This is a genomic window from Micromonospora sp. NPDC004704, assembly GCF_053601675.1.
The window spans coordinates 118,226-142,330 of the sequence record NZ_JBSGCD010000012.1 but is presented as its reverse complement, the minus strand read 5'-3'; the positions used below and the strand labels follow the sequence as shown (position 1 = coordinate 142,330).

The 24,105-nt window shown below is 71.0% G+C and carries 20 protein-coding genes; 4 read left to right on the top strand and 16 right to left on the bottom strand.

Annotated features, from left to right (window positions below; translation table 11 throughout):
• Positions 1–2 precede the first annotated feature (2 nt).
• Positions 3–665 carry a G/U mismatch-specific DNA glycosylase gene (mug, locus tag ACWEFB_RS18805; protein ID WP_452287009.1) on the top strand — a complete coding sequence of 221 codons (663 nt, stop codon included), beginning with the start codon at positions 3–5 and terminating at the stop codon, positions 663–665.
• Here mug and ACWEFB_RS18800 read toward each other — a convergent pair.
• The 7 genes from ACWEFB_RS18800 to ACWEFB_RS18770 form a co-directional block, all read right to left on the bottom strand.
• Entirely contained in the window at positions 599–2,560 is a 1,962-nt protein-coding gene (locus ACWEFB_RS18800) for an ABC transporter ATP-binding protein (protein WP_452287137.1), read from the bottom strand. The two genes, mug and ACWEFB_RS18800, sit on opposite strands and share 67 nt — an antisense overlap.
• Positions 2,561–2,687: 127 nt before the next feature.
• Positions 2,688–3,452, bottom strand: coding sequence for an enoyl-CoA hydratase/isomerase family protein (locus tag ACWEFB_RS18795; RefSeq protein WP_452287007.1), 765 nt, complete (start codon positions 3,450–3,452; stop codon positions 2,688–2,690).
• Positions 3,453–3,497: 45 nt separating this feature from the next.
• On the bottom strand, positions 3,498–3,725 hold the full coding sequence (locus ACWEFB_RS18790; protein ID WP_007462679.1) for a helix-turn-helix domain-containing protein: 228 nt from the start codon (positions 3,723–3,725) through the stop codon (positions 3,498–3,500).
• 543 nt (positions 3,726–4,268) lie between these two features.
• On the bottom strand, positions 4,269–5,873 hold the full coding sequence (locus ACWEFB_RS18785) for an ABC-F family ATP-binding cassette domain-containing protein (protein WP_326556972.1): 1,605 nt from the start codon (positions 5,871–5,873) through the stop codon (positions 4,269–4,271).
• A gap of 185 nt (positions 5,874–6,058) precedes the next feature.
• On the bottom strand, positions 6,059–6,529 hold the full coding sequence (locus ACWEFB_RS18780; protein WP_326556971.1) for an Rv0361 family membrane protein: 471 nt from the start codon (positions 6,527–6,529) through the stop codon (positions 6,059–6,061).
• Positions 6,530–6,685: 156 nt separating this feature from the next.
• Positions 6,686–7,351 carry an acVLRF1 family peptidyl-tRNA hydrolase gene (locus ACWEFB_RS18775; protein WP_452287005.1) on the bottom strand — a complete coding sequence of 222 codons (666 nt, stop codon included), beginning with the start codon at positions 7,349–7,351 and terminating at the stop codon, positions 6,686–6,688.
• A 130-nt stretch (positions 7,352–7,481) separates the two neighbouring features.
• Positions 7,482–8,120 carry a LysE family transporter gene (locus tag ACWEFB_RS18770; RefSeq protein ID WP_452287003.1) on the bottom strand — a complete coding sequence of 213 codons (639 nt, stop codon included), beginning with the start codon at positions 8,118–8,120 and terminating at the stop codon, positions 7,482–7,484.
• 134 nt (positions 8,121–8,254) lie between these two features.
• On the opposite strand from ACWEFB_RS18770, the gene ACWEFB_RS18765 reads away from it, so the two are divergent.
• Positions 8,255–10,174 (top strand): S8 family serine peptidase, encoded by a 1,920-nt coding sequence (locus ACWEFB_RS18765; protein ID WP_452287001.1) that lies wholly within the window; start codon positions 8,255–8,257, stop codon positions 10,172–10,174.
• A 1,641-nt stretch (positions 10,175–11,815) separates the two neighbouring features.
• Complete coding sequence (locus ACWEFB_RS18760; protein WP_452286999.1) at positions 11,816–15,076, top strand: penicillin acylase family protein; 3,261 nt, start codon at positions 11,816–11,818, stop codon at positions 15,074–15,076.
• Between the two features lie 95 nt (positions 15,077–15,171).
• On the opposite strand, the gene ACWEFB_RS18755 is transcribed toward ACWEFB_RS18760, so the two are convergent.
• From ACWEFB_RS18755 to ACWEFB_RS18720, 8 genes are read right to left on the bottom strand one after another with little or no spacing between them, the layout of a single operon-like run.
• The gene (locus tag ACWEFB_RS18755) at positions 15,172–15,612 is read right to left on the bottom strand and encodes a metal-sulfur cluster assembly factor (RefSeq protein ID WP_326563237.1); all 441 of its coding nucleotides are present in this window, start codon (positions 15,610–15,612) and stop codon (positions 15,172–15,174) included.
• A 23-nt stretch (positions 15,613–15,635) separates the two neighbouring features.
• Positions 15,636–16,109 (bottom strand): Fe-S cluster assembly sulfur transfer protein SufU, encoded by a 474-nt coding sequence (gene sufU / locus ACWEFB_RS18750; RefSeq protein WP_452286997.1) that lies wholly within the window; start codon positions 16,107–16,109, stop codon positions 15,636–15,638.
• Positions 16,109–17,413 (bottom strand): cysteine desulfurase, encoded by a 1,305-nt coding sequence (locus tag ACWEFB_RS18745; protein WP_452286995.1) that lies wholly within the window; start codon positions 17,411–17,413, stop codon positions 16,109–16,111. The genes sufU and ACWEFB_RS18745 overlap by 1 nt, the downstream gene beginning before the upstream one ends.
• 20 nt (positions 17,414–17,433) lie before the next feature.
• On the bottom strand, positions 17,434–18,207 hold the full coding sequence (gene sufC, locus ACWEFB_RS18740; RefSeq protein ID WP_326556964.1) for a Fe-S cluster assembly ATPase SufC: 774 nt from the start codon (positions 18,205–18,207) through the stop codon (positions 17,434–17,436).
• Positions 18,204–18,530 (bottom strand): non-heme iron oxygenase ferredoxin subunit, encoded by a 327-nt coding sequence (locus ACWEFB_RS18735; RefSeq protein WP_363602364.1) that lies wholly within the window; start codon positions 18,528–18,530, stop codon positions 18,204–18,206. The genes sufC and ACWEFB_RS18735 overlap by 4 nt, the downstream gene beginning before the upstream one ends.
• Complete coding sequence (sufD, locus tag ACWEFB_RS18730) at positions 18,530–19,672, bottom strand: Fe-S cluster assembly protein SufD (RefSeq protein WP_452286993.1); 1,143 nt, start codon at positions 19,670–19,672, stop codon at positions 18,530–18,532. The genes ACWEFB_RS18735 and sufD overlap by 1 nt, the downstream gene beginning before the upstream one ends.
• Before the next feature lie 52 nt (positions 19,673–19,724).
• Positions 19,725–21,155, bottom strand: a complete 1,431-nt coding sequence (gene sufB, locus ACWEFB_RS18725) for a Fe-S cluster assembly protein SufB (protein WP_452286991.1) — start codon at positions 21,153–21,155, stop codon at positions 19,725–19,727.
• On the bottom strand, positions 21,152–21,841 hold the full coding sequence (locus ACWEFB_RS18720; protein WP_452286989.1) for a helix-turn-helix transcriptional regulator: 690 nt from the start codon (positions 21,839–21,841) through the stop codon (positions 21,152–21,154). Before ACWEFB_RS18720 ends, sufB begins: the two co-directional genes overlap by 4 nt.
• 201 nt (positions 21,842–22,042) lie before the next feature.
• On the opposite strand from ACWEFB_RS18720, the gene ACWEFB_RS18715 reads away from it, so the two are divergent.
• Complete coding sequence (locus ACWEFB_RS18715; RefSeq protein ID WP_452286987.1) at positions 22,043–23,002, top strand: COX15/CtaA family protein; 960 nt, start codon at positions 22,043–22,045, stop codon at positions 23,000–23,002.
• Positions 23,003–23,194: 192 nt separating this feature from the next.
• Here ACWEFB_RS18715 and ACWEFB_RS18710 read toward each other — a convergent pair whose 3' ends face one another.
• Positions 23,195–24,103: an ATP-grasp domain-containing protein gene (locus ACWEFB_RS18710; RefSeq protein WP_452286985.1), complete on the bottom strand. Its 909-nt coding sequence runs from the start codon at positions 24,101–24,103 to the stop codon at positions 23,195–23,197.
• Positions 24,104–24,105 lie beyond the last annotated feature (2 nt).

The window sequence follows — 24,105 nt, the reverse complement described above, 5'->3', positions numbered from 1 at the left end:
CCGTGCCGACTCCCGGGAACGGAACGCCAGCGGGCAGGCCCGTCCGGCCGAGCCGGGAGGAGCTGGCGGCGGCGTACGGGCGGACGATCCCCGACCTGGTCGCGCCCGGACTCGACGTGCTGTTCTGCGGCATCAACCCGGGGCTCTACTCGGCGGCGATCGGCCGGCACTTCGGCCGCCCCGGCAACCGGTTCTGGCCGGCGCTGCACCGCAGCGGCTTCACCCCTCGACTGCTCGGCCCGACCGACCAGGAGGAGCTGCTCGGCTGCGGCCTCGGCATCACCGACCTGGTGGAGCGGGCCACCGCCCGCGCCGACGAACTCGACCCGGCCGAACTCGCGCTCGGCGGGCGCCGGTTGGCGGACAAGGTCCGGCGGTACCGGCCGGCGTGGGTGGCGGTGGTCGGGGTGACCGCGTACCGGGTGGCGTTCGGTCGGCGCGGGGCGGCACTCGGGCACCAACCGGAGGGGCTCGCCGGGGCGGGACTCTGGGTGCTGCCGAACCCGAGCGGGCTCAACGCGCACTACACCCCGGACCGGCTGGCCGGTACCTTCGCCGAACTACGGGCGGCGGTACGGGACGGCCGGTCCGCCCCGGATCACTCCGGGTCGTACTCGCGTCGGGCGACGGTGGTCACCGGCTCGGGACCGACCGCGTCGGTGTAGGGCTTCGGGGAGTCGGCCACCGAGAACTGTGTCCGGTACAGCTCGGCGTACAGGCCGCCGACCGCGACCAGCTCCTCGTGCCGGCCCCGCTCGACGATCTTGCCGTGGTCGAGCACCAGGATCTGGTCGGCGTCCCGGACGGTGGAGAACCGGTGCGCGATGACCAGCGCGGTACGCCCGGTCAGGGCCACCGCCAGGGCCCGCTGTACGGCCGCCTCGGACTCCGAGTCGAGGTGTGCGGTCGCCTCGTCGAGGATGACGATGGACGGCGCCTTGAGCAGCAGCCGGGCGATCGCGATCCGTTGCTTCTCCCCGCCGGAGAACCGGTAGCCGCGTTCCCCGACCATGGTTTCGAGCCCCTCGGGCAGCGCCCGGACGAGTTCCTCGACCTGGGCACCGCGCAGCGCCGCCCAGAGTTCGTCGTCGGTCGCGTCCGGCTTGGCGTACCGGAGGTTCTCGGCGATGGTCTCGTGGAACAGGTGGGAGTCCTGGGTGACCACTCCGATCTCGTCCCGCAGGGAGTCGAAGGTGGCGTCGCGGACGTCGACCCCGCCGACGCGTACCTCGCCGTCGGTCACGTCGTAGACCCGGGAGACCAGCATCGAGGTGGTCGACTTGCCGGCACCGGACGGGCCGACCAGGGCGACCATCTGTCCGGGTTCGACGGTGAAGGAGACACCGCGCAGCACCGGTTCGGAGACGGTCCGGTCGAGCGCGGCGACGTCCTCCAGCGAGGCGAGCGACACCTCGGACGCGCTCGGGTAGCGGAACCGCACGTCACGAAACTCCAGCCTGCCCTGACCGCGCGGGATGGTGACCGCGTCCGGCTTCTCCGCGATCGACGGCTTCAGGTCGAGCACCTCGAAGACCCGGTCGAAGGAGACCAGGGCGCTCATCACGTCGACCCGGACGTTGGACAGCGCGGTCAGCGGCCCGTACAGCCGGGTGAGCAGCAGGGCGAGGGTGACGACCGTACCGGCGCTGACGGAGCCGTTGACGGCGAGCCAGCCACCGAGGCCGTACGTGAGCGCCTGGGCCAGCGACGCGACGAGCAGCATGGCCACGAAGAACGTACGGGAGTACATGGCGGTCTGTACGCCGATGTCGCGTACCCGGTCGGCCCGTTCGGCGAACCGGCGGGCCTCCTCCTCGGGCTTGCCGAAGAGCTTGACCAGCAGTGCGCCCGCCACCCCGAACCGCTCGGTCATGGTGGCGTTCATCTTCGCGTCGAGGTTGTACGCCTCCCGCGTGATCTCGGCCAGCCGCTTGCCCACCCGGCGGGCCGGTACGACGAAGATCGGCAGTAGCAGCAGCGAGATGACGGTGATCTGCCAGGAAAGGGTGAACATCACCAGAGCGGTGAGGACCAGTTGGATGATGTTGCTGACCACGCCGGACAGGGTCGAGGTGAACGCGCGCTGCGCCCCCGTCACGTCGTTGTTGAGCCGGCTGACCAGCGCACCGGTCTGGGTACGGGTGAAGAACTGCAACGGCATCCGCTGGACGTGGTCGTAGACCCTGGTGCGCAGGTCGAGGATGATGCCCTCGCCGATCCGGGCCGAGTACCAGCGTTGGGCCAGTGACAGGAGCGCGTCCACCACCGCGAGCCCGGCGATGAACAGGGCCAGCCGGACGACGATGGCGCCCGCCTCACCACCACCCTTGGTGATGGTGTTGATGACGTCACCGGCGAGTACCGGGGTCGCCACGCCGATCACGGCGGAGAGTACGACGGTGATCAGGAAGACCACGATGTCCCGCCGGTACGGCCGCGCGAAGGCGACGATCCGACGGGTGGCTCCCCGACTGAGCTGGTGGCTGCGGACCTCGTCCCGGCTGCGCATCGAACGCAGCGTGCTCCATCCGCCCATGCCGCCCATGCCGCCGCCCGCCATCGGGTTGGACACCCGTCACCTCCGTGTCGCTAATTGTCGCGGACCTTACCGATCCGATTCCACCGACGCTTAAGCTAACCCGAGAGGTAAGTAATCTCTTCCCGCTTGGTCCTTACCATTTGCTTATTTATTCGCCGTGGCCCGCGAGATCGCCTAAACGTCGCATCTGAGCCTCGCGTTCGGCCCGTTGTTGATCGCTGGGCGACCGCCCGGACGCACCGGCCAGCAGCGCCTTGATCTCGACCACCGCGTTGCGGTCCCCCGCCAGTACGGCCGCGGTGAGGTCGGCCACCGCCCCGTCCAGCTCGGCCACGGGCACCACCACCGTGGCCAGCCCCATCCGTTGCGCCTCGACCGCGTCCAACCGGCGGCCGGTCACACAGATCTCCAGCGCCCGCGCGTAACCGACCAGGTCGACCAGGCGTTTCGTGCCGGCCAGGTCGGGCACCAGGCCGAGCGTCACCTCGGCCATGGCGAGGCTGGCGTTGTCGGCCAGCACCCGCAGGTCGCAGGCGAGCGCGAGTTGGAAGCCCGCGCCGATCGCGTGCCCCTGCACCGCGGCGATCGAGATCAGATCGGGGCGGTGCAGCCAGGTGAAGGCGGCCTGGAACCCGGCGATGCGATCGGCCGCCTCCGCCGGAGGCAGCGCGGACAGCGCGGCGAACGAGTCCGGGCCGGTGGCACCGGCGACGGACCGGTCCAGGCCGGCGGAGAACGCCCTGCCCTCGCCGCGTACCACCACGACCCGCACGTCTCCGGGCAGGTCGCGGTCGAATGCGCGCATCGCCCGCCACATCGCGGGAGTCTGCGCGTTGAGCACGTCGGGCCGGCACAACGTCACCGTCGCCACCGGCCCGTCGCATTCCAGCCGCACCCCGCCGTCAGCGGTCACCGTGGGTCCCCACTGCGCGGGGCGCGGACCAGGCTGAGAAGCGACTCACGCCTTCTTGCGACGGCGAGCGCCGCCGCGCTGGCGCAACTGAACGCCGGACTCGGTGAGCACCCGGTGGATGAACCCATAGGAACGGCCGGTGGAGGCCGCCAGGGCACGAATGCTCTCGCCGGACGTGTACCGCTTGACCAGGTCCTTGGCGAGCGTCTGGCGCTCGGCTCCGACGATCCGGCGACCCTTCTCAGTGCTGGTGGCTGTGCCGGTGGCTGCCATGTTGATTCCTCACGTCCCAGACTGTGCGGTTCGATACGGTCCCACCTATTAGACCGCCTCGAACGATCATGCGCCAGATATCAACTCTTCGCCAACCGACACGCACAGCAGTGTCAATTTCCCGATTCAGCGATTGCGCCCAACGGGAAAGGCCACGTACGGGCCGGGGCGGGCGTTCTCGGCGTCTGTCCGTACCGATGCACTCCGTGACCGAGAGTCTCGCCACCACCGCCCCGGTGGGCGCGCTCGGGGACACGGGCATCGACAAGATCCTTCGTCCGGCACGGCCGTTCCCGCCAACCGTCCGTGACCGACTGTTCGTAACCGCACTCTTCGTGACCGACCGTTTGTGACCGCTCGCGGGCACCGGCCGGCCCGGCACTCGTCGCCGACCCGTCGGCGGTCGCGAGCCCTCGCCGCGGTCCACTCGGCTCACTCAGGGCCTGCCGGGGCACGCCTGCACCGACGAGAGACAGTCAGTCGACCCGACGAGCGGAAGCCCGACCGGACGCAGGGCCGCCCGACCCGACGTTGACCGCCGGATCAGGCGAGTTCGACCAGTTCCAGCAGGTCGTCGCTCCAGGCGTCCTCGTCGCCGTCGGGCAGCAGGATCGCCCTGTCCGGCTTGAGTGCCAGCACCGCGCCCGGGTCGTGGGTGACCAGGACGATCGCGCCGGGATAGCGGGCGATCGCGTCCAGCACCTGTTCCCGACTGACCGGGTCGAGGTTGTTGGTGGGCTCGTCGAGCAGCAGCACGTTCGCACCGGAACAGACCAGGGTGGCCAGCGCCAGCCTGGTCTTCTCCCCACCAGAGAGCACCCCGGCCGGCTTGTCCACGTCGTCGCCGGAGAAGAGGAAGGCGCCGAGGATCTTGCGCAGGTCGGTGTCCGACTGCTCGAACGCGGCACTGCGCATGTGTTCCAGGACGCTCCGCTCGACGTCGAGCGTCTCGTGCTCCTGGGCGTAGTAGCCGAGCCGGAGTCCGTGTCCCGGCCGGATCTCCCCGGTGTCCGGTTTCAGTAGACCGCCGAGCATCCGCAGCAGGGTCGTCTTACCGGCACCGTTGAGGCCGAGGATGGCCACCCGGGAACCCCGGTCGACCGCCACGTTGACGTCGGTGAAGATCTCCAGCGACCCGTACGACTTGGAGAGGCCGGCCGCGGTCAACGGGGTCTTGCCGCACGGAGCGGGGCTGGGGAACCGGACCTTCGCCACCTTGTCCGCGACCCGCGAGTCCTCGAGCCCGGACAGCAGCTTCTCCGCCCGGCGGGCCATGTTCTGCGCGGCGACGGTCTTGGTGGCCTTGGCCCGCATCTTGTCGGCCTGCGCCATCAGCGCGCCGGCCTTCTTCTCCGCGTTGGCCCGCTCCCGGCGGCGGCGCCGCTCGTCGGTCTCGCGCTGCTCCTGGTACGTCTTCCAGCCGACGTTGTACAGGTCGACCACCGATCGGGTGGCGTCCAGGAACCACACCTTGTTGACCACGGCCTCCAGCAGCGAGGCATCGTGACTGATAACGATCAGCCCGCCCTTGTGGCCGGCGAGGAAGCCGCGCAGCCAGGTGATCGAGTCGGCGTCGAGGTGGTTGGTCGGCTCGTCGAGCAGCAGGATCCCGCCGCCGTTCTCGGCCGCGTCCCGGAACAGGATCCGAGCCAGCTCGATGCGCCGCCGCTGGCCGCCGGAGAGCGTGCCGATGGTCTGGGCGAGCACCCGGTCGGGCAGCCCGAGGTTGGCACAGATCCTGGCCGCCTCGGCCTCGGCGGCGTACCCGCCGAGCGAGGCGAACTGGTCCTCCAGGGCGCCGTAGCGGCGTACCAGACGGTCTTCGGGGTTGTCGGCGAGTTGGGCCTCGACCTCGGCCATCTGGGCCATCAGCACGTCCAACCCACGGGCGGAGAGCACCCGGTCGCGCGCCGTGACCTCCAGGTCGCCGGTACGCGGGTCCTGCGGCAGGTAACCCACCGCGCCCCGACGGTCGATCTCGCCGGAGTAGGGCTGGCCCTCACCGGCGAGCACCTTGAGCGTGGTGGTTTTGCCCGCACCGTTGCGACCGACCAGGCCGATCCGGTCACCCGGCTGCACCCGCAGCGTGGTGTCGGAGAGCAGGATCCGAGCGCCGGCGCGCAGTTCCAGGCCGGTAACTGTGATCATGTCGTGGACTCACTCTCGGGGTCGAAGGCTGACTCAGGCACACGGATGCACCGGCGGGGACGATGTCCCCCCGGTGCGGGGCGGATCAGCCTTCGCAGAGCAGCACGGCTCCAAGTGTACCGGGCCACCGGCCCGACCCCCGGTGGGATTACCACGCATGATCAGCCCAACGGACCGGTGCCAGGTCAGGCCGGTAGCGGGTCGCCGCAGATCCGCCAGCTCCCCCGGTCCTCGACCACCCGGTACACGTGCGCCTCACTGGCCCCGCTCGGGTCGACCAGGGTCACCCCGACCGAGAACGCCGGGCCGGACCGCTCCATCGTGTCGATCTGGTACGAGCGCACGGCCGGCCGACCTCCCACGTCGGCGGTGAACTGCTCCCGGTCGAACCGCTGCCGGGTGTCCGTACAGAGCTGGTCGTACGCCCCGCCGTAGTTGCCGGTGATCAGGCGCTGGACGAAGGAGTCGATGGCGATCCGGGCCGCCGCCTCCGGCTCCTGGTCCGGCCGGAACCAGAAGAACCCGCCGATGCCCAGGCCGGTCAGGCAGAGCAGCAGCGCCAGCCCGCCGACGAACAGCAGCGGTCGGTGGAGGTCCCGGTCCAGCCGCGGCCACGCGGATGCGGAACGACGACGGTTTCGGGCGCGCGAAGCCATGGCGGGAGGGTAGCCAGTGCCCCGCGCCGACGCCATCCGGGATCACCCGGCGGTCGTCGCAACCCGCCTCCGTCACCCCGGCACCGCCGAGCGTGACGCCCGCGACGACGCCCGGGACGGTCGTCAGGCCGGGGCAGAGCGGGGTTCGGGAGGGAGTCAGGCCGGGGGTGGTGCGGGGTCGGGGTCGCGGACCAGGACGCGTACCGCCCGCGCGGCGGCGATCGCGTCGACCAGCACCGCGTGCCGTGGTTCCGGGACGTCGAGCAGCCGGTTCGCGCGCAGGGCGGCGAGCGGAGCGAGCCGTCTGTCGGCCAGGATGCTGTCGATCGCCCGGCGGTCGCCACCCGCCACGACCGCGTCGAGGCTGTCTGCGACCGGCACCAGCAACCGCAGAGCAAGCTCGGCGGCGTCCCCCATCGCCGCCTTGGCCTGGTTGTCCCTGCGTCGGGCGAAACGCTGTTGGGACCAGCCGCCGGCGGCGGTGCGCCCCTGCACATACCGGGTGTCCACCTTGGAGGTCACCAGGGCGGGACCCTCGGCGACGCCGACCGCCACCGCACCCTTGCGGGCCAGCAGCAGCCCCAGTCGGCGGGCGGCGGTCACCCGGTCCAGGAAGCCGGGCAGGTCCGGCGCGGCGGGGGTGCCGGGTGGGTGGTGCAGTTCGGCGGTGGCACCGTCCGGGGCGGTGAGCAGCAGACCGTACGGCGTGGGAGCGACCTCGGGTGGGCCGTGCCGCGCGGTGAAACCGTCGATCCAGCGGGCCACGCGGGCCGGTTCGACGTCGACCCAACGGCCACCGCCGGCGGCGGGTCGGCTGCTCATGCCCCGACCGTACGCCAGAACGTCGCGGACGGTGCGGCCGGCGGCGCGGTCGGGTACCGCCACCGACCCGGTGGGTGGACGACAACCGGGGGTGGGCGCCGGGCCCGATCCGCGAACACGGGCGGTGGGCTCAGTCCGCGAGCAGCAGCCGCAGGGCGAGCAGGACGATCAGCGCGCTCGACACGAGGGCGGTGCCGAGGCGTCCCCGAGGGCTGGCCAGCACCCGGCCGAGCAGCGACCCGCTGCCCGCGACGACGAGCTGCCAACTCGCCGAGGCCGCCAGCACCGCCGCCACGAAGATGCCCGCGTCGGTGGGGGTGAACGGGGCGGATGCCTGCCGGCCGAGGATGAGCGCCCCGAAGTAGAGGATCGTGGTCGGGTTGAGCAGGGTGAGCGCCAGCACCGCGCCGAACGCCCGGCCGGGTGTGGTCAGGCCCCGGTCGTCGCGGGCCGGGCCCGACCGTGCGCGGTGCTGGCGGACCGCCCGGACCACGGTCCCGGTGGCCAGCAGCAGGAGGATCGCCACGGCGAGCAGCCGCAGCGGGCCGGCGGCCGGCTCGATCACCGTGGCCAACGCGGTGCCGCCGACCACGGCGACGCCCGCGTAGAGGCCGTCCGCCACGGCCACCCCGAGACCGGCCCCGGCGCCGACCCGGAACGAGGTACGGGCGGTGAGAGCGACAACCAGTACGGAGATCGCACCGAACGGGATGGCCACTCCGTAGCCGGCGAGCAGTCCGGCAACCAGGGCGTCGACTGGGGCGTTCACCTGCGCATTGTGTCGTTCGAACCCGACTTCGGGCGATCGGATTTAACGCCCCTGTCGCGATCTTGCAACGGTTCGCGTGCATATGATCATGGCCGCGCCGCACGAAAGCGGCTGATCGTACACAAGGGAGCAGAATGCACAGGAGTTTGCGCTGGCTGCCCGCGATGACCCTGGTCGCCACCATGGTCGGCTTCGTACCGGGTAGCCCGGTCCTGGCCGGCGAGAGTGCCGCCCCCACGGGAAAGACGTACACCGTCACCCTGTTGACCGGGGACGTGGTGACCGTCGAGACGACCGGTACCGGATGCCCGAGGGTCCGGGTCGATCCGGTCGACCCGAACGGGGTGATCCAGCAGAGCTGCGGTCCCGACGGCCACGTACGGGTCATCCCGGCGAGCATCGCGGCGCAGGTCGGCCCCGTCTTCGACCCGACCCTCTTCGACGTCACCGCGCTGATCGAGGACGGGTACGACGACGCCAGCACCCCCGAGCTCCCGGTGATCGTGCAGCCCCGGGCGAACGCGCGGATGGCGACCCTCGGCGACGTACGGCAACTGCCGAGCATCGGCGCGGTGGCCGGTCACGTACCCAAGAAGTCACCCGTCGCCGCGAAGCAGGCCACCGACGGCCTGCTCGGTGGGGCGGCGAAGGTCTGGCTGGACCGCAGGGTCCGGGCCACCACCACGTCCGGCAGCACACTCGACCGCAACCTGCGCCAGGTCTCCGCCCCCGAGGCCTGGGACGCCGGGTACACCGGAAAGGGCGCCCGGGTCGCCGTACTCGACACCGGGGCCGACTTCGGTCACCCGGACCTGGCCGGTCAGATCGTCGACCGGGCCGACTTCACCGTTGCGGGCGGCGACGCCGTCGACCACCACGGACACGGTACGCACGTGGCCACGACCATCGCCGGCACCGGTGCGGCGTCGCACGGCCAGCGCCGTGGTGTCGCGCCCGGCGCCCGACTCGTCGTCGGCAAGGTCCTCGACGACACCGGTTACGGCGAGGACTCGCAGATCATCGCCGGTATGGAGTGGGCCGCAGCCCGCGCCGACGTGATCAACATGAGCCTCGGTGGCACCGACGCGAGCGACGGGACCGACCCGCTCTCCCTCGCCGTCGACGCCCTGTCGAAGCAGACCGGCGCGCTGTTTGTCATCGCCGCCGGCAACAGCGGCGGCGCAATCTCCTCGCCCGCCGCCGCGAGCACCGCGCTGACCGTCGGCGCGGTCGACGACGCCGACAACCTGGCGGACTTCTCCAGCCGGGGGCCGATGGTCAACAGCCACGCGGCCAAGCCGGAACTGGTGGCACCGGGCGTCGGCATCGTCGCCGGCCGGGCCGCCGGCACCCAGATGGGTGCGCCGGTCGACCAGTACTACACCGGCGCCGACGGCACCTCGATGGCAACACCCCACGCAGCCGGTGCCGCGGCACTGCTCGCCCAGCGTTACCCGGACTGGAGCGCGGACCGACTCAAGGCCGGACTCGTCGGTGCCGCCGACGCCCTGCCCGGCGCGGACCCGTACGCCGTCGGTGCCGGTCGGCTCAACGCGGTCCGGGCCCTGTCCGGCCCGGTCAGCAACCAGCCGGTGGTCGCCCTCGGCACGTTCCCGTACCCGCAGCAGGGGTCCAGCACGGCATCGCTGAGCTGGACCGGTGACCCGAAGGCCGCCACGGTCGATCTCGACCTCGACATCACGGTCACCGACCACGCGGGGACGGCCGCGCCGCGGCGCACCGCGTCGCTCTCCGAAACCCGGGTACGCCTCAAGCCGGGCGCCTCCGCCGGCACCACCCTCCGGGTCGACCGAGCGGCGCTGGCCCGGAAAGCCCGGCCTCTACGGCGCCGTGGTGACCGCCCGCGTACGGGGCAGGGTCGTGTCGCGTACGCCGGTGACCTTCTACGTGGAGGCGCCGAGCCACGACCTGACCATCAACACGGTGGCGACGAAGGACCTGCCGCCGAGCGCGGACAACTGGGTAGGTGTGTCGGTGACCAACCTGGACGACCCGACCGTCTACGGCGGGGGCGACTTCACCGTCGCCGGTAGGACCGTCACCCTCCGGGTCCCCGCCGGCCGGTACGCGATCACCGGGGCGTACACCGTCTATGACCCGGAGACCGACAACCAGCAGGGCGCCATCGTCGGCGTGCCGGACATCGCCGTCACCGCCGACCGGACCATGACGCTGGACCCGGCGCGGGCGAAGCAGGTGACCGCGACGATCGACCGGGTCGCCACGAAGACCGGCACGGTCCAGTTCACCAACGTCCACACCTCCCGCACCGGGCTGACCTGGTTCCAGAGCGTCACCGGTTTCGGACCCTCGGCGAGGGTGTCGGTGGAGCCGATGGAGCGTCCCGGGATCGGGACCCTCCGGGCGTACGCGGGCTTCGCCATGGACACCACCGCCACCACGGGCACTCCCGAGCACTACGACCTGGTCCACGCGTACGACCGGGGTGTGCCGGCCGATCCGACCTACCGGGTGAGTACGGCGGAGCGCGCCCGCCTCGCCCGGATCGACCAGCGGTTCAACCAGATCGACTCCCCGGAGATGTTCACCTCGCTGCGGCGTTCCGGCTTCACCCCGGACGGGTCCATTCCGCTGCTGCAGAACCGGACGTACGACCTGCCGGTGCACCGGACGGACTTCGTCACGCCCGGCTACACCTGGAAGGACGAGGGGATCTACGGCGGGCTGAACGCCTCCCAGGGCGACCGCGTCTACCGGGCGGGCAGCCGCCAGTCGACGATCTGGGCCCGGCAGCCCCTGCACTCGGACTGGTACGACGACCCGTCCGGCGCGGAGTTCAGTTGCGCCACCGCACCGTCGCGGACCAGCGGCAACCTGCACGTGGACCTGGTCCTGCTCACCGACGCGCACCAGCGGGCCGACTGCCTCGCGGGCGGGACGATCGGGGTCACCCGCAAGGTGGCCCTGTACCGCAACGGGAAGCTGGTCGAGGAACGGGCGGCGTCGCTGGCCGACTTCACCGTGCCCAGCGCGGCGGCCGACTACCGGTTGACCTTCGACGTCGACACGAGCCTGATCCTGCCGGTCTCGACCCGGGTCAGCACGGCGTGGACGTTCCGGTCGGCCGGTCCGAGCGGCACCCGCAGTGTTGCCCTGCCGCTGCTCTCGGTCGACTACGCGCTGCCGTTGGACGCCGCCAACCACCCGACGGGCGGAGCGGCCAGCTTCCAGGTCCGGCAGGCGAACGGCGTACCCGCCCAGCGGGTGGAGTCGTTCCAGCTCTGGACCTCGACCGACGACGGGGCCACCTGGCGCTCGGCCCGGGTCAGCCGGGACGGTGACGGCTACCGTTCCGACCTGCCCCCGGTCAGGGCGGGACAGGCCGTATCGCTGAAGGTGAAGGCCGACGCGAGCGGTGGAAGCGGCATCGAACAGACGATCATCCGGGCGTACCACGCCGGCTGACGATCATCCGGTGGCGCGTCCCTCGGGGCGCGCCACCGTGGCACAACGGCGACCCGACTGCCGGCTCCGGCGGTCGGGTCGCCGTTTGTCGTGGCAACCCGACCGACCGTCCCATGGGGACGCGGAGCAGGACCGGATGTCGGTGAGGTATCGATGGTGTTAGGTCTTTCCAACGTTCTTCACGAACGGTTACCATCCGGTACCCGAGGTTTCTTCATGTAATGATCCCACCGGCAGGAGGATCAGCCATGCCCCGACATGTCCTGAATCGACGGGTGACGGCGGCCCTCGCCGTCCTGGTCACCACCGCGACCACGCTCGTCGCCGGACCCGCCCCCGCACAGGCGGCCCCCGCACCGGACCGGGTGGGTGCCAGCGCCGCCGCACCGGACGGGGTCGGCACCACCTCCTTCGCCGCCACCGACTACTGCCTCGGCGAGTGCGCCGACATCCTGCCGCCCGGCCAGAACGGCAACGCCACCCTGGTCGACATCCTCGGCAACCAGGCCTTCGGCACCCTGCCCCGACACTCCGGCGACCAGCTCGGCAAGTACGCCAACCTGGTCTACGGCTACGCCGGCCTGCGCGAGGACCAGCTCGGGAACTTCTTCAACGACGCCTCCTTCGGGGTCCCGCCGGGCCAGGCCGAGCGGACCTACTCTCCGCGCGCCGACGTGACCATCGTCCGGGACCGATCCACCGGCGTACCTCACATCACCGGCACCACCCGTGGCGGCACCATGTACGGGGCGGGCTTCGCCGGTGCCGAGGACCGACTGTTCACCATGGACCTGCTCCGGCACGTCGGGCGGGGCACGCTCACCCCGTTCGCCGGTGGCGCCCCCGGCAACCGGGCACTGGAGCAGAGCGTCTGGCGCAACTCGCCGTACACCGAGGCGGACCTCCAGGCCCAGGTCGAGGCGCTGCGCCAGCGCGGCCCGCGCGGCGAGCAGCTCTACACCGACGTACGCGAGTACATCGACGGGATCAACGCGTACATCGGTGTCTGCATGGCCAACCGCAACTGCCCCGGCGAGTACGTGCTCACCGGGCACCTGGACGCGATCACCAACGCGGGCGGCCCGGTCCGGTTCGAGATGACCGACCTGATCGCCATCGCCGGTGTCGTCGGCGGGCTGTTCGGCGGCGGTGGCGGCACCGAGATGCAGTCGGCCCTGGTCCGGATCGCCGCGCGGGCGAAGTACGGCCCGGTCGAGGGGGACAGGGTGTGGGCCGCGTTCCGGGCCGAGAACGACCCGGAGGCGGTGCTGACCCTGCACGACGGGCAGAGCTTCCCCTACGGTGGGGCCTCGCCGGACGCGCCGAGCGTGGTGCTGCCCGACGCCGGCACCAGCCGGGTGGAGCCGGTGGTCACCGGCCAGACCGGTTCGGCGACCAGCAACACCGGCGGCCCGTCCGAACTCGCCGCCGCGCTGTCCGGGCTGACCATCACCCCGGCCAGCCGGGGCATGTCGAACGCGGCGGTGATCTCCGCCGAGCACTCCAGCACCGGACACCCGGTCGCCGTCTTCGGCCCCCAGACCGGCTACTTCTCCCCGCAGCTACTGATGGTGCAGGAGTTGCAGGGTCCGGGGATCAGCGCCCGGGGCGCGGCGTTCGCCGGGATCAATCTCTACGTCCTGCTCGGCCGTGGTCAGGACTACGCGTGGAGCGCCACCTCGTCCAACCAGGACATCACCGACACGTACGCGGTCCCGCTCTGCACCACCGACGGCAGCGCGCCCACCCTGGCCGGCAACCGTTACCGCTTCCGGGGGCAGTGCCTGGCGATGGAGGAGCTGTCGCACGTCAACTCCTGGACCCCGAGCGTCGCCGACGGCACCCCGGCCGGGTCGTACCGGATCATCGCCTGGCGTACCGCCCTCGGCCTGGTCTCCTGGCGCGGGAACGTAGGCGGTCAGCCGTACGCGTTCACGTCGTTGCGGTCGACGTACCGGCACGAGGCGGACTCGGCGATCGGGTTCCAGATGTTCAACGACCCGGCCGCTATGGGCAGCGCCGCCGCGTTCAAGGAGTCCGCCGCCACCATCGGGTACGCGTTCAACTGGTTCTACGTCAACTCCACCGAGGCGGCGTACTTCAACTCCGGTCTCAACCCCGTACGCGCCGCCGGGTCGAACCCGAACCTGCCGCAGAAGGCCGAACCGGCGTACGAGTGGCCCGGTTTCGACCCGGCGACCAACACCGCCACCTACACCCCGGTTGCCGCGCACCCGAACTCGGTCAACCAGGACTACTACGTGAGCTGGAACAACAAGCAGGCGAAGGACTTCGGCGCGGCCGACGGCAACTTCAGCTTCGGTGCGGTGCACCGGGGCGACCTGCTCGACAAGCCGGTACGGGCCGCGCTGGCCGCCGGACAGAAGTTCGACCGGGCGTCGCTCACCACCCTGGTGGAGCGGGCCGGGCTGACCGACCTGCGCGGCATCGAGGTGCTCGACGAGCTGATCCGGGTGCTGGAGAGCCAGCCGGTGACCGACACCAACCTGACCGCCGTGATCGGCCGGTTGAAGAGCTGGCGGCAGGCCGGGGCCCTGCGGGTGGAGACCGCCAGCGGGTCGAAGGTGTACCAGCACGCCGAGGCGATCCGGGTCTTCGACGCGTGGTGGCCGCTGCTGGTCAACGGCCAGTTCAAGGCGCCGCTCGGGGCCGACCTCTACCAGTCCCTGGTGAACGCGATGCAGGTCAACGAGTCGCCGTCCGGTCACCAGCGCGGCGACGTCTCCGACCTGCCGACGTCGGCGAACGAGGCCCAGGCACACAAGGGCTCGTCGTTCCAGTACGGCTGGTGGGGCTGGGTCGACAAGGACCTCCGCGCGGTGCTCGGCGACCCGGTGCAGGGTGGGCTCGGCCGCACCTACTGCGGCGGCGGCAACCTGGCCTCCTGCCGACAGATCCTGCTGGACACGCTGCGCACCGCCGCCGCCCAGCCGGCGGGCACCGTCTACCCGGGCGACGAGAGCTGCTCGGCCGGTGACCAGTGGTGCGCCGACTCGATCATCCAGTCACCGCTCGGCGGGATCAAGCACGCCACCGTCGCCTGGCAGAACCGGCCGACGTACCAGCAGGTGGTGTCGTTCCCGGCCCGGCGCGGCGACAACGTGGGCAACCTGGCCGCCGGCCGTACGGTGACCGCGTCGAGCAGCCAGCTCGGTAACGGTGCCGCCCGCGCGGTCGACGGCGATCCCGGCACCCGCTGGGCGAGTTCCTGGTCGGACAACCAGTCGATCACGGTCGACCTGGGCTCGGTTCGGCCGGTCAGCCGAACGGTGCTGAGCTGGGAGGCAGCGTACGCCCGGTCGTACCGGATCGAGGTCTCCACCGACGGCAACACCTGGCACCCGGTCTGGTCCACCACCACCGGCGACGGCGGCACGGACAACGTCGACTTCCCCGCCACCCCCACCCGCCACATACGCATGTACGCCCAAACCCGCGCCACCACCTACGGCTTCTCCCTCTGGGAGTTCGAGATCTACACCCACTGACGCCGCCTCTTGTAGAGAAAGAGTGGCTATCCGCACCGGGATAGCCACTCTTTCTCTACAACTGCGTCTTGCCGGGGGACGTCAGAGGGAGAGCGTCAGACGTTGAAGCCGAGGGCGCGGAGTTGGTCGCGGCCCTCGTCGGTGATCTTGTCGGGGCCCCACGGCGGGAGCCAGACCCAGTTGATCCGGAAGTCGGCGACCAGGCCGCCGCCGGGGCCGGTGGTCAGCGCCTGGCGGGTCTGGTCCTCGATGACGTCGGTCAGCGGGCAGGCCGCCGAGGTCAGCGTCATGTCCAGGGTGGCGACGTTGTCGTCACCGACGTGCACCCCGTAGACCAACCCGAGGTCGACCACGTTGATGCCCAGTTCGGGGTCGACGACGTCCTTCATCGCCTCTTCGATCTCACCGATCGCGGCCTTGCTGACGGCCGGCGCGGCGGCAAGGGTGTCGCCCGTGCCGGTCGCGGCGGTGTCATCCGCGCCGGTGGCGGCGACCTCGGCCGCACCGGTCGCGCCGACGCTCTCCTCGGAACTCATGTCCAGCACCTCGCTGCGCTCGCTCATGCCTTCACCTCCGGGCTCACGCCCACACCGGCGCGTACCGCGGCGTCCTTGAACGCCATCCACGGCAGCAGCGCACATTTCACCCGGCCCGGGTAGCGGGCGACACCGGCGAAAGCCACCCCGTCACCCAGCACCTCCTCGTCCGGAGTCACCAGCCCGCGACCGGAGACCAGCTCGACGAACGCCGCGTGCACGGCGAACGCCTCGTCGGCACCACGACCGTTGAGCAGTTCGTGCAGCACGCTCGCCGAGGCCTGGCTGATCGAACAGCCCATGCCGTCGTACGAGATGTCGGACAGCACGTCCCGCGCCACCGCCACCCGCATGGTCACCTCGTCACCACAGGTCGGGTTGACGTGGTGGGCCTCCGCGACCTGACCGGACCTGTCGGCCGGGTCGCGCAGCCCGCGACCGTGCGGGTGCTTGTAATGATCCAGGATGATCTCCTGGTAGAGCTGGTCGAGTTGCATCAGCCGAAAACCTTTCGCACCTGCTCGAGAGCAGCCACCATCGAATCGATCTCCGTGGTGGTGGTGTAGAGGTAGAACGAGGCGCGGGTCGTCGCCGGTACGCCGTACCGGACGCACACCGGGCGGGCGCAGTGGTGCCCGACCCGTACCTGCACACCCTGGTCGTCCAGCACCTGACCGACGTCGTGCGGGTGCACGCCGTCGAGCGCGAACGAGATCGTGCCGCCCCGGCCGATCGGCACCACCGGCCCGAAGATCCGCAACCCGGGTACGGTCCCGAGCGCGTCCAACGCGTACGCGGTGATCTCCTTCTCGTGCCACTGGATCGCCCGCATGCCGATACCGGTGAGGTAGTCGACCGCCGCGCCGAGCGCCACCGCCTCGGCGATCGGCGGGGTGCCCGCCTCGAACCGGGCCGGCGGCGGGGCGAACGTGGACCCACCCATGGAGACGGTCTCGATCATCGAGCCGCCGCCCATGAACGGGGGCATCGCCGCGAGCAGCTCCGCCCGGCCCCAGAGCACCCCGATGCCGGTCGGCGCGCACATCTTGTGCCCGGTGAACGCGATGAAGTCGACGTCCAGGTCGACCACGTCGACCGGGATGTGCGGCACCGACTGCGAGCAGTCGAGCATCAGCAGGGCACCGACCTCGCGGACCCGGGCGGTGATCCGGGCGGTGGCGTTGACCGTGCCGAGGATGTTGGAGACGTGCACCAGCGAGACCAGCTTGGTCCGCTCGTTGATCAGGTCGTCCACCCCGGACTCGTCCAACCTGCCCCCCTCGGTGAGCGGGAACCAGCGCAGGGTGGCGCCGGTCCGCTCGCAGAGCAACTGCCACGGGACGATGTTCGAGTGGTGCTCCATCTCGGAGATCACCACCTCGTCGCCGGGGCCGAGGCGGAACCTCGGGTCACCGTGGGCGCCGACGGAGGCGTTCGAGAAGGCGTACGCGACCAGGTTGATCGCCTCGGTGGAGTTCTTGGTGAACACCACCTCGTCCGGGCTCGGGGCGTTGATGAAGGCCGCCACCTTCGCCCGCGCCCCCTCGTACGCCTCGGTCGCCTCGGTGCCCAGGGTGTGCACCGAGCGGGACACGTTGCCGTTGTGCCGCTCGTAGTGCTCCCGCAGGACGTCGAGCACCTGCCGCGGTTTCTGCGAGGTGTTGGCGCTGTCCAGATAGACCAGCGGGTGCCCGTTGACCTGCCGATCGAGGATCGGGAAGTCGGCGCGCACCTTCGACACGTCGAAGCGGGGCACGTCGTCGTACTGCGGCATACCCGGCGGGATCGCGATCGTGGTCATCTCCGGCAGCTTTCTCTCGTTCAGGCCCGAGCCGCGCCGGCTCCGGCCACGTACCGCTCGTAGCCCTCGGCCTCGAGCTTCTCGGACAGTTCCGGGCCGCCCTGCTCGACGATCTTGCCGCCGACGAAGACGTGCACGAAGTCCGGCTTGATGTAGCGCAGGATCCGGGTGTAGTGGGTGATCAGCAGCAGGCCGGTCTCGCCGGTCTCACGGACCCGGTTGACGCCCTCGCTGACCACCCGCAGGGCGTCGATGTCGAGACCGGAGTCGGTCTCGTCGAGGATCGCCACCTTCGGCTTGAGCAGTTCGAGCTGCACGATCTCGTGCCGCTTCTTCTCACCGCCGGAGAAGCCCTCGTTGACGTTGCGCTGGGCGAACGCCGGGTCCATCTGCAGCCGCTCCATCGCGCTGCGCAGCTCGCCGGCCCAGGTGCGCAGCTTCGGCGCCTGACCGTCGATCGCGCCCTTGGCGGTACGCAGGAAGTTGGCCACCGACACGCCGGGGACCTCGACCGGGTACTGCATGGCCAGGAAGAGCCCGGCGCGGGCCCGCTCGTCCACGGTCAGCGACAGCACGTCGACGCCGTCGAGGGTCACCGAGCCACCGGTGATCTGGTACTTCGGGTGACCGGCGATCGAGTAGGCCAGGGTCGACTTGCCCGACCCGTTCGGTCCCATGATGGCGTGGGTCTCCCCCGCCCGCACGGTCAGGTCGACGCCGGCCAGGATCGGCTTGAGCTCGCCCTCGGGCAGCTTGACCGACACCTGCAGGTCACGGATCTCCAGAACGCTCACGGGGTAACTCCATTGCTTGGCGTAAGACTGACGAATACATCGCCGTCGCGGACCTCGACGGGATAAACGGGCACGGGTTCGGTGGCGGGCAGGCCGCTCGGCTCACCGGTACGCAGGTCGAACCGGGAGCCGTGCAGCCAGCACTCGAGCGTGCAGCCGTCGAGTTCGCCCTCGGAGAGGGCGACCGCGGCGTGTGAACACTCGTCCCGGATGGCGTAGAAGGCGTCGTCGTCGGCGTGCACCAGGGCGATCTCGGTGCCGTCGACCTCTGCCCGGACGACGGCGCCCTTCGGCACCTCGTCGACCGCACAGATCCGGACCATCAGGAGCCCGCCTTGACGAGCCGGGACTCGATCGCGTCGCCGAGCCGCTCGCGCAGTTCCGGGACCGGGATCTTGTTGATCAGCTCGGCGAAGAAGCCGCGGACGACCAGCTTGCGCGCCTCCGACTCGGGGATGCCCCGGGCCATCAGGTAGAAGAGCTGCTCGTCGTCGAAGCGGCCGGTCGCGCTGGCGTGGCCGGCGCCGGCCACCTCGCCGGTCTCGATTTCGAGATTCGGTACGGAGTCCGCCCGCGCCCCGTCCGACAGGACCAGGTTCCGGTTGATCTCGTACGTGTCGGTGCCGGTCGCGGCGGCCCGGATCAGCACGTCACCGACCCAGACCGTGTGCGCGCCCTCGCCCTGCAACGCGCCCCGGTAGCCCACGTAGCTGCGGCAGTCCGGCACGGTGTGGTCGACGAGCTGACGGTGCTCCAGGTGCTGCCCGGCGTCGGCGAAGTAGAGCCCGTACAGCTCGGCCTCGCCTCCCCGGCCGGTGTACTCCACGCTGGTGAACTGCCGTACCAGGTCACCACCGAGGGAGACCTGCACGTGCACCACCTTCGCGTCCCGGCCGAGCCGGACCTTCAGATGCTGGGCGTGGACCGCGTCCGGCGCCCAGTCGGTCACCGTCACCAGGGTCAGCTTCGCCCCGTCGGCGACCGCCACCTCGACGTTGTCGGCCAGCGTCGCGCTGCCGGTGTGCTCCAGCACCAGGGTGACCTCGGCGAACCGGCCCACCTCGACGAAGGTGTGCCCGTAGGACACCTGCGCCGCACCGGGACCGACCACCCGGATCAGCGCCGGCTCGGTGACCAGCGCCTCCGGGGCGACCGAGATCAGGAACGCCTCAACGGCCCCACCGTGCGCGAGCGCGCTCACCCGGTCGAACGGGGTGAGCACACTGCCGATTCGAGGGTCGTCGTGGCCGATGGTGGCGGTGGTGACGCCGGCCGGCAGCTCCCCGACCTCGTGGCCGAGCGGGGCGGGCGTACCCGCCGGGTCACCGGCGAGCGCCCGGAGGCGCTTGAGCGGCGTGAACCGCCATTCCTCCTCCAGGCCGGTGAGGGCCGGGAAGTCGGCGACGTCGTACGAGCGGAGTGCCTGCGACTTGGTCGTGGGCGGCGCGAAAGCCTCGGTAGTCATCTCTTCCTTGAGTCTTCTCTGGCGAGGTCCGGCTGGGGGTACGCGGGCGGCGTCAGCCGACCGCGCCCTCCATCTGCAGCTCGATCAGGCGGTTGAGCTCCAGGGCGTACTCCATCGGCAGTTCCTTGGCGATCGGCTCGATGAAGCCGCGGACGATCATCGCCATCGCCTCGTCCTCGCTCATCCCCCGGCTCATCAGGTAGAAGAGCTGGTCCTCGCTGACCTTGGAGACGGTCGCCTCGTGCCCCATCGACACGTCGTCCTCGCGGATGTCGACGTACGGGTAGGTGTCCGACCGGGAGATGGTGTCGACCAGGAGGGCGTCGCACTTGACCGTGGACCGGCTGTGGTGCGAGCCCTCCAGGACCTGGACCAGGCCCCGGTAGGAGGTACGGCCGCCGCCACGGGCGATCGACTTGGAGATGATCGTGCTGGAGGTGTGCGGCGCGGCGTGCACCATCTTGGCGCCGGCGTCCTGGTGCTGGCCCTCGCCGGCCATGGCCACCGAGAGCACCTCACCCTTGGCGTGCTCGCCGACCATCCAGACGGCCGGGTACTTCATGGTGACCTTGGAGCCGATGTTGCCGTCGATCCACTCCATGGTCGCGCCCTCGTGGCAGACGGCGCGCTTGGTGACCAGGTTGTAGACGTTGTTCGACCAGTTCTGGATGGTCGTGTAGCGGCAGCGCGCGTTCTTCTTCACGACGATCTCGACGACCGCGCTGTGCAGCGAGTCGGAGGAGTAGATCGGCGCGGTGCAGCCCTCGACGTAGTGCACGTACGCGCCCTCGTCGACGATGATCAGGGTCCGCTCGAACTGGCCCATGTTCTCGGTGTTGATCCGGAAGTACGCCTGCAGCGGGATGTCCACCCGTACGCCCTTGGGCACGTAGATGAACGAGCCGCCGGACCACACCGAGGTGTTCAGCGCGGCGAACTTGTTGTCGCCGACCGGGATCACGGTGCCGAAGTACTCCTTGAAGAGTTCCTCGTGCTCGCGCAGCGCGGTGTCGGTGTCGAGGAAGAGCACACCCTGCTCCTCCAGGTCCTCACGGATCTTGTGGTAGACGACCTCGGACTCGTACTGGGCGGCCACGCCGGAGATCAGCCGCTGCTTCTCGGCCTCCGGGATGCCCAGCTTGTCGTAGGTGTTCTTGATGTCCGCGGGCAGGTCGTCCCAGCTCGCGGCCTGCTTCTCCGTCGAGCGGACGAAGTACTTGATGTTGTCGAAGTTGATCCCGGTGAGGTCGGCGCCCCAGGAGGGCATCGGCTTGCGACCGAACAGGCGCAGGCCCTTGAGCCGGAGGTCGAGCATCCACTGGGGCTCGCTCTTGAGCGCGGAGATGTTGCGCACCACGGCCTCGGACAGACCACGCTGGGCTGTCGCCCCGGCGGTGTCGGTGTCGGCCCAGCCGTATTCGTACCGTCCCAGGGCGGCGAGGTGCTCTTCCTGGGAGATGGGCGCAACGATCTGCTCGGTCATCTATCTGTCCTCACAGTGGTGACGGGATTACCGGGTTGGGCGCGCCTCGACTGAGCCGGAATGTGCGTGGTGCACACCCCGTCGCCGTGCGCGATGGTGGCCAGACGCTGCACGTGGGTGCCGATCAGACGGGAGATGACCGCCGTCTCGGCCTCGCACAGCTGGGGAAACTCCGCGGCCACGTGGGCCACCGGGCAGTGGTGCTGGCACAGCTGGCCACCGGTGGCGATCGTGGACGCGTTGGCAGCGTAGCCCTCGTCGGTGAGCGCGCCCGCAAGCGCCTCGGCGCGGGCCATCGGGTCGTCGCCGGCGCCCTCCAGGGCAGCCTGGCAGCGGGCCTCCAGGCCCGACACCTGCTCGGCGGCGAAGGCGTCGACCGCCCTCGGCCCGCCCTGCCGGGCGATCCAGCGCAGCGCGGCGGTGGCCATGCCGTCGTAGGTGTGGGTGCCGCAACGGACCTTCGCCGAATCCGTGAGCATGAACACCCGCGCCGGGCGGCCCCGGCCACGGTGGCCGCGCAGGGGCTGCTCACGGGAGGTCACGTCGCCGTCGGCCAGCATCGCGTCCAGGTGCCGGCGGATCGCCGCCGGGCTGAGCCCGAGCGCCGTGCCGAGTTCGGCGGCGGTGGACGCGCCGTGCGCGAGCAACAGGTGGGTGACCCGGTCGCGGGTGCGATCAGCGATCATGGAAGGGTTCTGCGGAGACATGGTGGCACCAGCGGCCGGATCGGCCACCGGATCGTGCTCAGAGAGCGCCGCCATGTTTTTCACTACGCCAACGTTACGTATTTCCCGAGACGACCGCAAACCGTACCGCGAGTGATCCGGACCACCGGTTTGCGCCGGTCGCCGTCGGGGCCCACCACTACGCTACGTAGGATTGCCGCCGTGAACCGATTCGGCCGCCCTACGGTCAGCCTTCCGCTCCTGCGCCGCCTCGCGCTCGCCTCGGTGGTCGCCAACGTCGGCATCGTGGTCACCGGGGGCGCCGTACGGCTCACCGGGTCCGGGCTCGGCTGCCCCACCTGGCCCCGCTGCACCGACGAGTCGTACACCACCACACCGGCGCTGGGCATCAACGGGGCGATCGAGTTCGGCAACCGTACGCTCACCGGTGTGGTCGGGCTGATCGCCCTCGCCGGGCTGATCGCGGCACTGCTGTACCGGCCCCGCCGCCGGTCCCTGGTGCTGCTCGCCGGGGCGGTCCTGCTCGGCATCGCGGCGCAGGCGGTGATCGGCGGGATCACCGTACGGATGCACCTGAACCCGGGTGTGGTCGGCGTCCACTTCATCGTCTCGATGCTCCTGCTGCTCTCCACGTACGCGTTCTGGCGTCGGGTGGGCGAGGAGGACGGCCCGGTCCGGCTGACCGTGCCCCGACCGGCCCGGACGCTGGCCTGGCTCACCACGGCGGTCAGTGGCGCGGTGATCGTGGTCGGTGTGCTGGTCACCGGCAGCGGGCCGCACGCCGGTGACGCCGCCGCCGCCCGCAACGGGCTCGACTCCCAGGCCATCTCCCAGTTCCACGCCGACGTGGTCTTCCTGCTCGTCGGCCTCACCGTGGGCCTGCTGCTGGCGCTGCGCGCGGCCGGCGCCCGGCCGATCGCGGTACGCGCCGCGGCGGTCCTGCTCGCGGTCGAGCTGGGCCAGGGGCTGATCGGCGTCGTGCAGTACCTGACGAACCTGCCCGCGCTGCTGGTCGGCGCGCACATGCTCGGGGCCTGCCTGGTCTGGCTGGCGACGCTGTCGGTGCTCTGGGCGACCAGGGAACGGCTGCCCGCCGTCCCGGCCGTCGCCGTCGACCGCACCGTCGCCTCCGCCACGCCCGCCCCCGCCCTGTCCCGCTGACCCCGGCCGTCCGGCGACCCCCGGTCGCCCGCCCGATCGGTCGGGGTGCCGGTGATCGCTCGCACTCCTGGCGCCCACACTTCCGTACCGGTCGCGCCCGTTGCCCCGCTTTCACGTAAATGAGTGCCCGTCCGGAGCCCGGACGGGCACTCGTTCGACCGTGGCGCGGGCCCGTCGGGCGCGCGTGGTGGGTCAGGTGAGGCGGGTGAGGATGGCGTCGGCGAGGCGGTCGGCGGCGCCGGGGTCGTGGCCCAGGAACAGCGACGGCTCGGTCAGCTCGACCTCGACCAGCACCGGGGCGCCGTCCGGGCCGGGAATCAGGTCCACCCGGGCGTAGAGCAGCCGGTCGGTGCCGCCGGGCAGGGCAGCCAGGACCAGGTCCGCCACGGCCCGCTCGGCCGCGCCGGGGGTGCGGGGAGTGATCTTCTCGGGCCGGAACAGCTCGGGGGTGTCCGGGTCCGGCCCGGTCAGCATCGCGCCCTTGCAGATCGCGTGGCTGAACGAGAGCCCGTCCGGGCCGGCGAGGAACAGCAGCGCCGTCTCCCCGACCGTGTCCACCGCGCTCAGGTACGGCTGCACCATGGTCAGTCGCCCGGCCGCCCCGAGCCGGTCGACGTGCCGCCGAGCCAGGTCGCGTACGCCGGGTTCGGACAGGTCGTACCGGCCGGTGTCCAGGCTGCCGGCGCTGATCGCCGGCTTGATCACGTACTCGCCGGTCGGCGGCGGCTCCCAGGGCCCGCCCGGCTCGACCCAGACGGTCGGCACCACCGGGACACCCACGTCGCTCAGCTCGGACAGGTACCGCTTGTCGGTGTTCCAGCGGACCACCTCGGCCGGATTCGCCAGGTGCGGCACGGTGGCCGCCCAGCCGACGAACTCGTCCCGGCGGGGGGCGTAGTCCCAGGGCGAGCGGAGCACCACGAGGTCGTACGCGGCCCAGTCGACACCGGGGTCGTCCCAGACCGCCGGTTGCGCCCGTACGCCTCGGGCGGCCAGTGGCCCGAGCACCAGCCGGTCGTCCGGATCCAGGTCGCCCAGCTCTGCACAGGTAACAAGAGCGACCCGGGGCTCCCCCCGGGTCGCGCCGTGGATATCGGACAAGG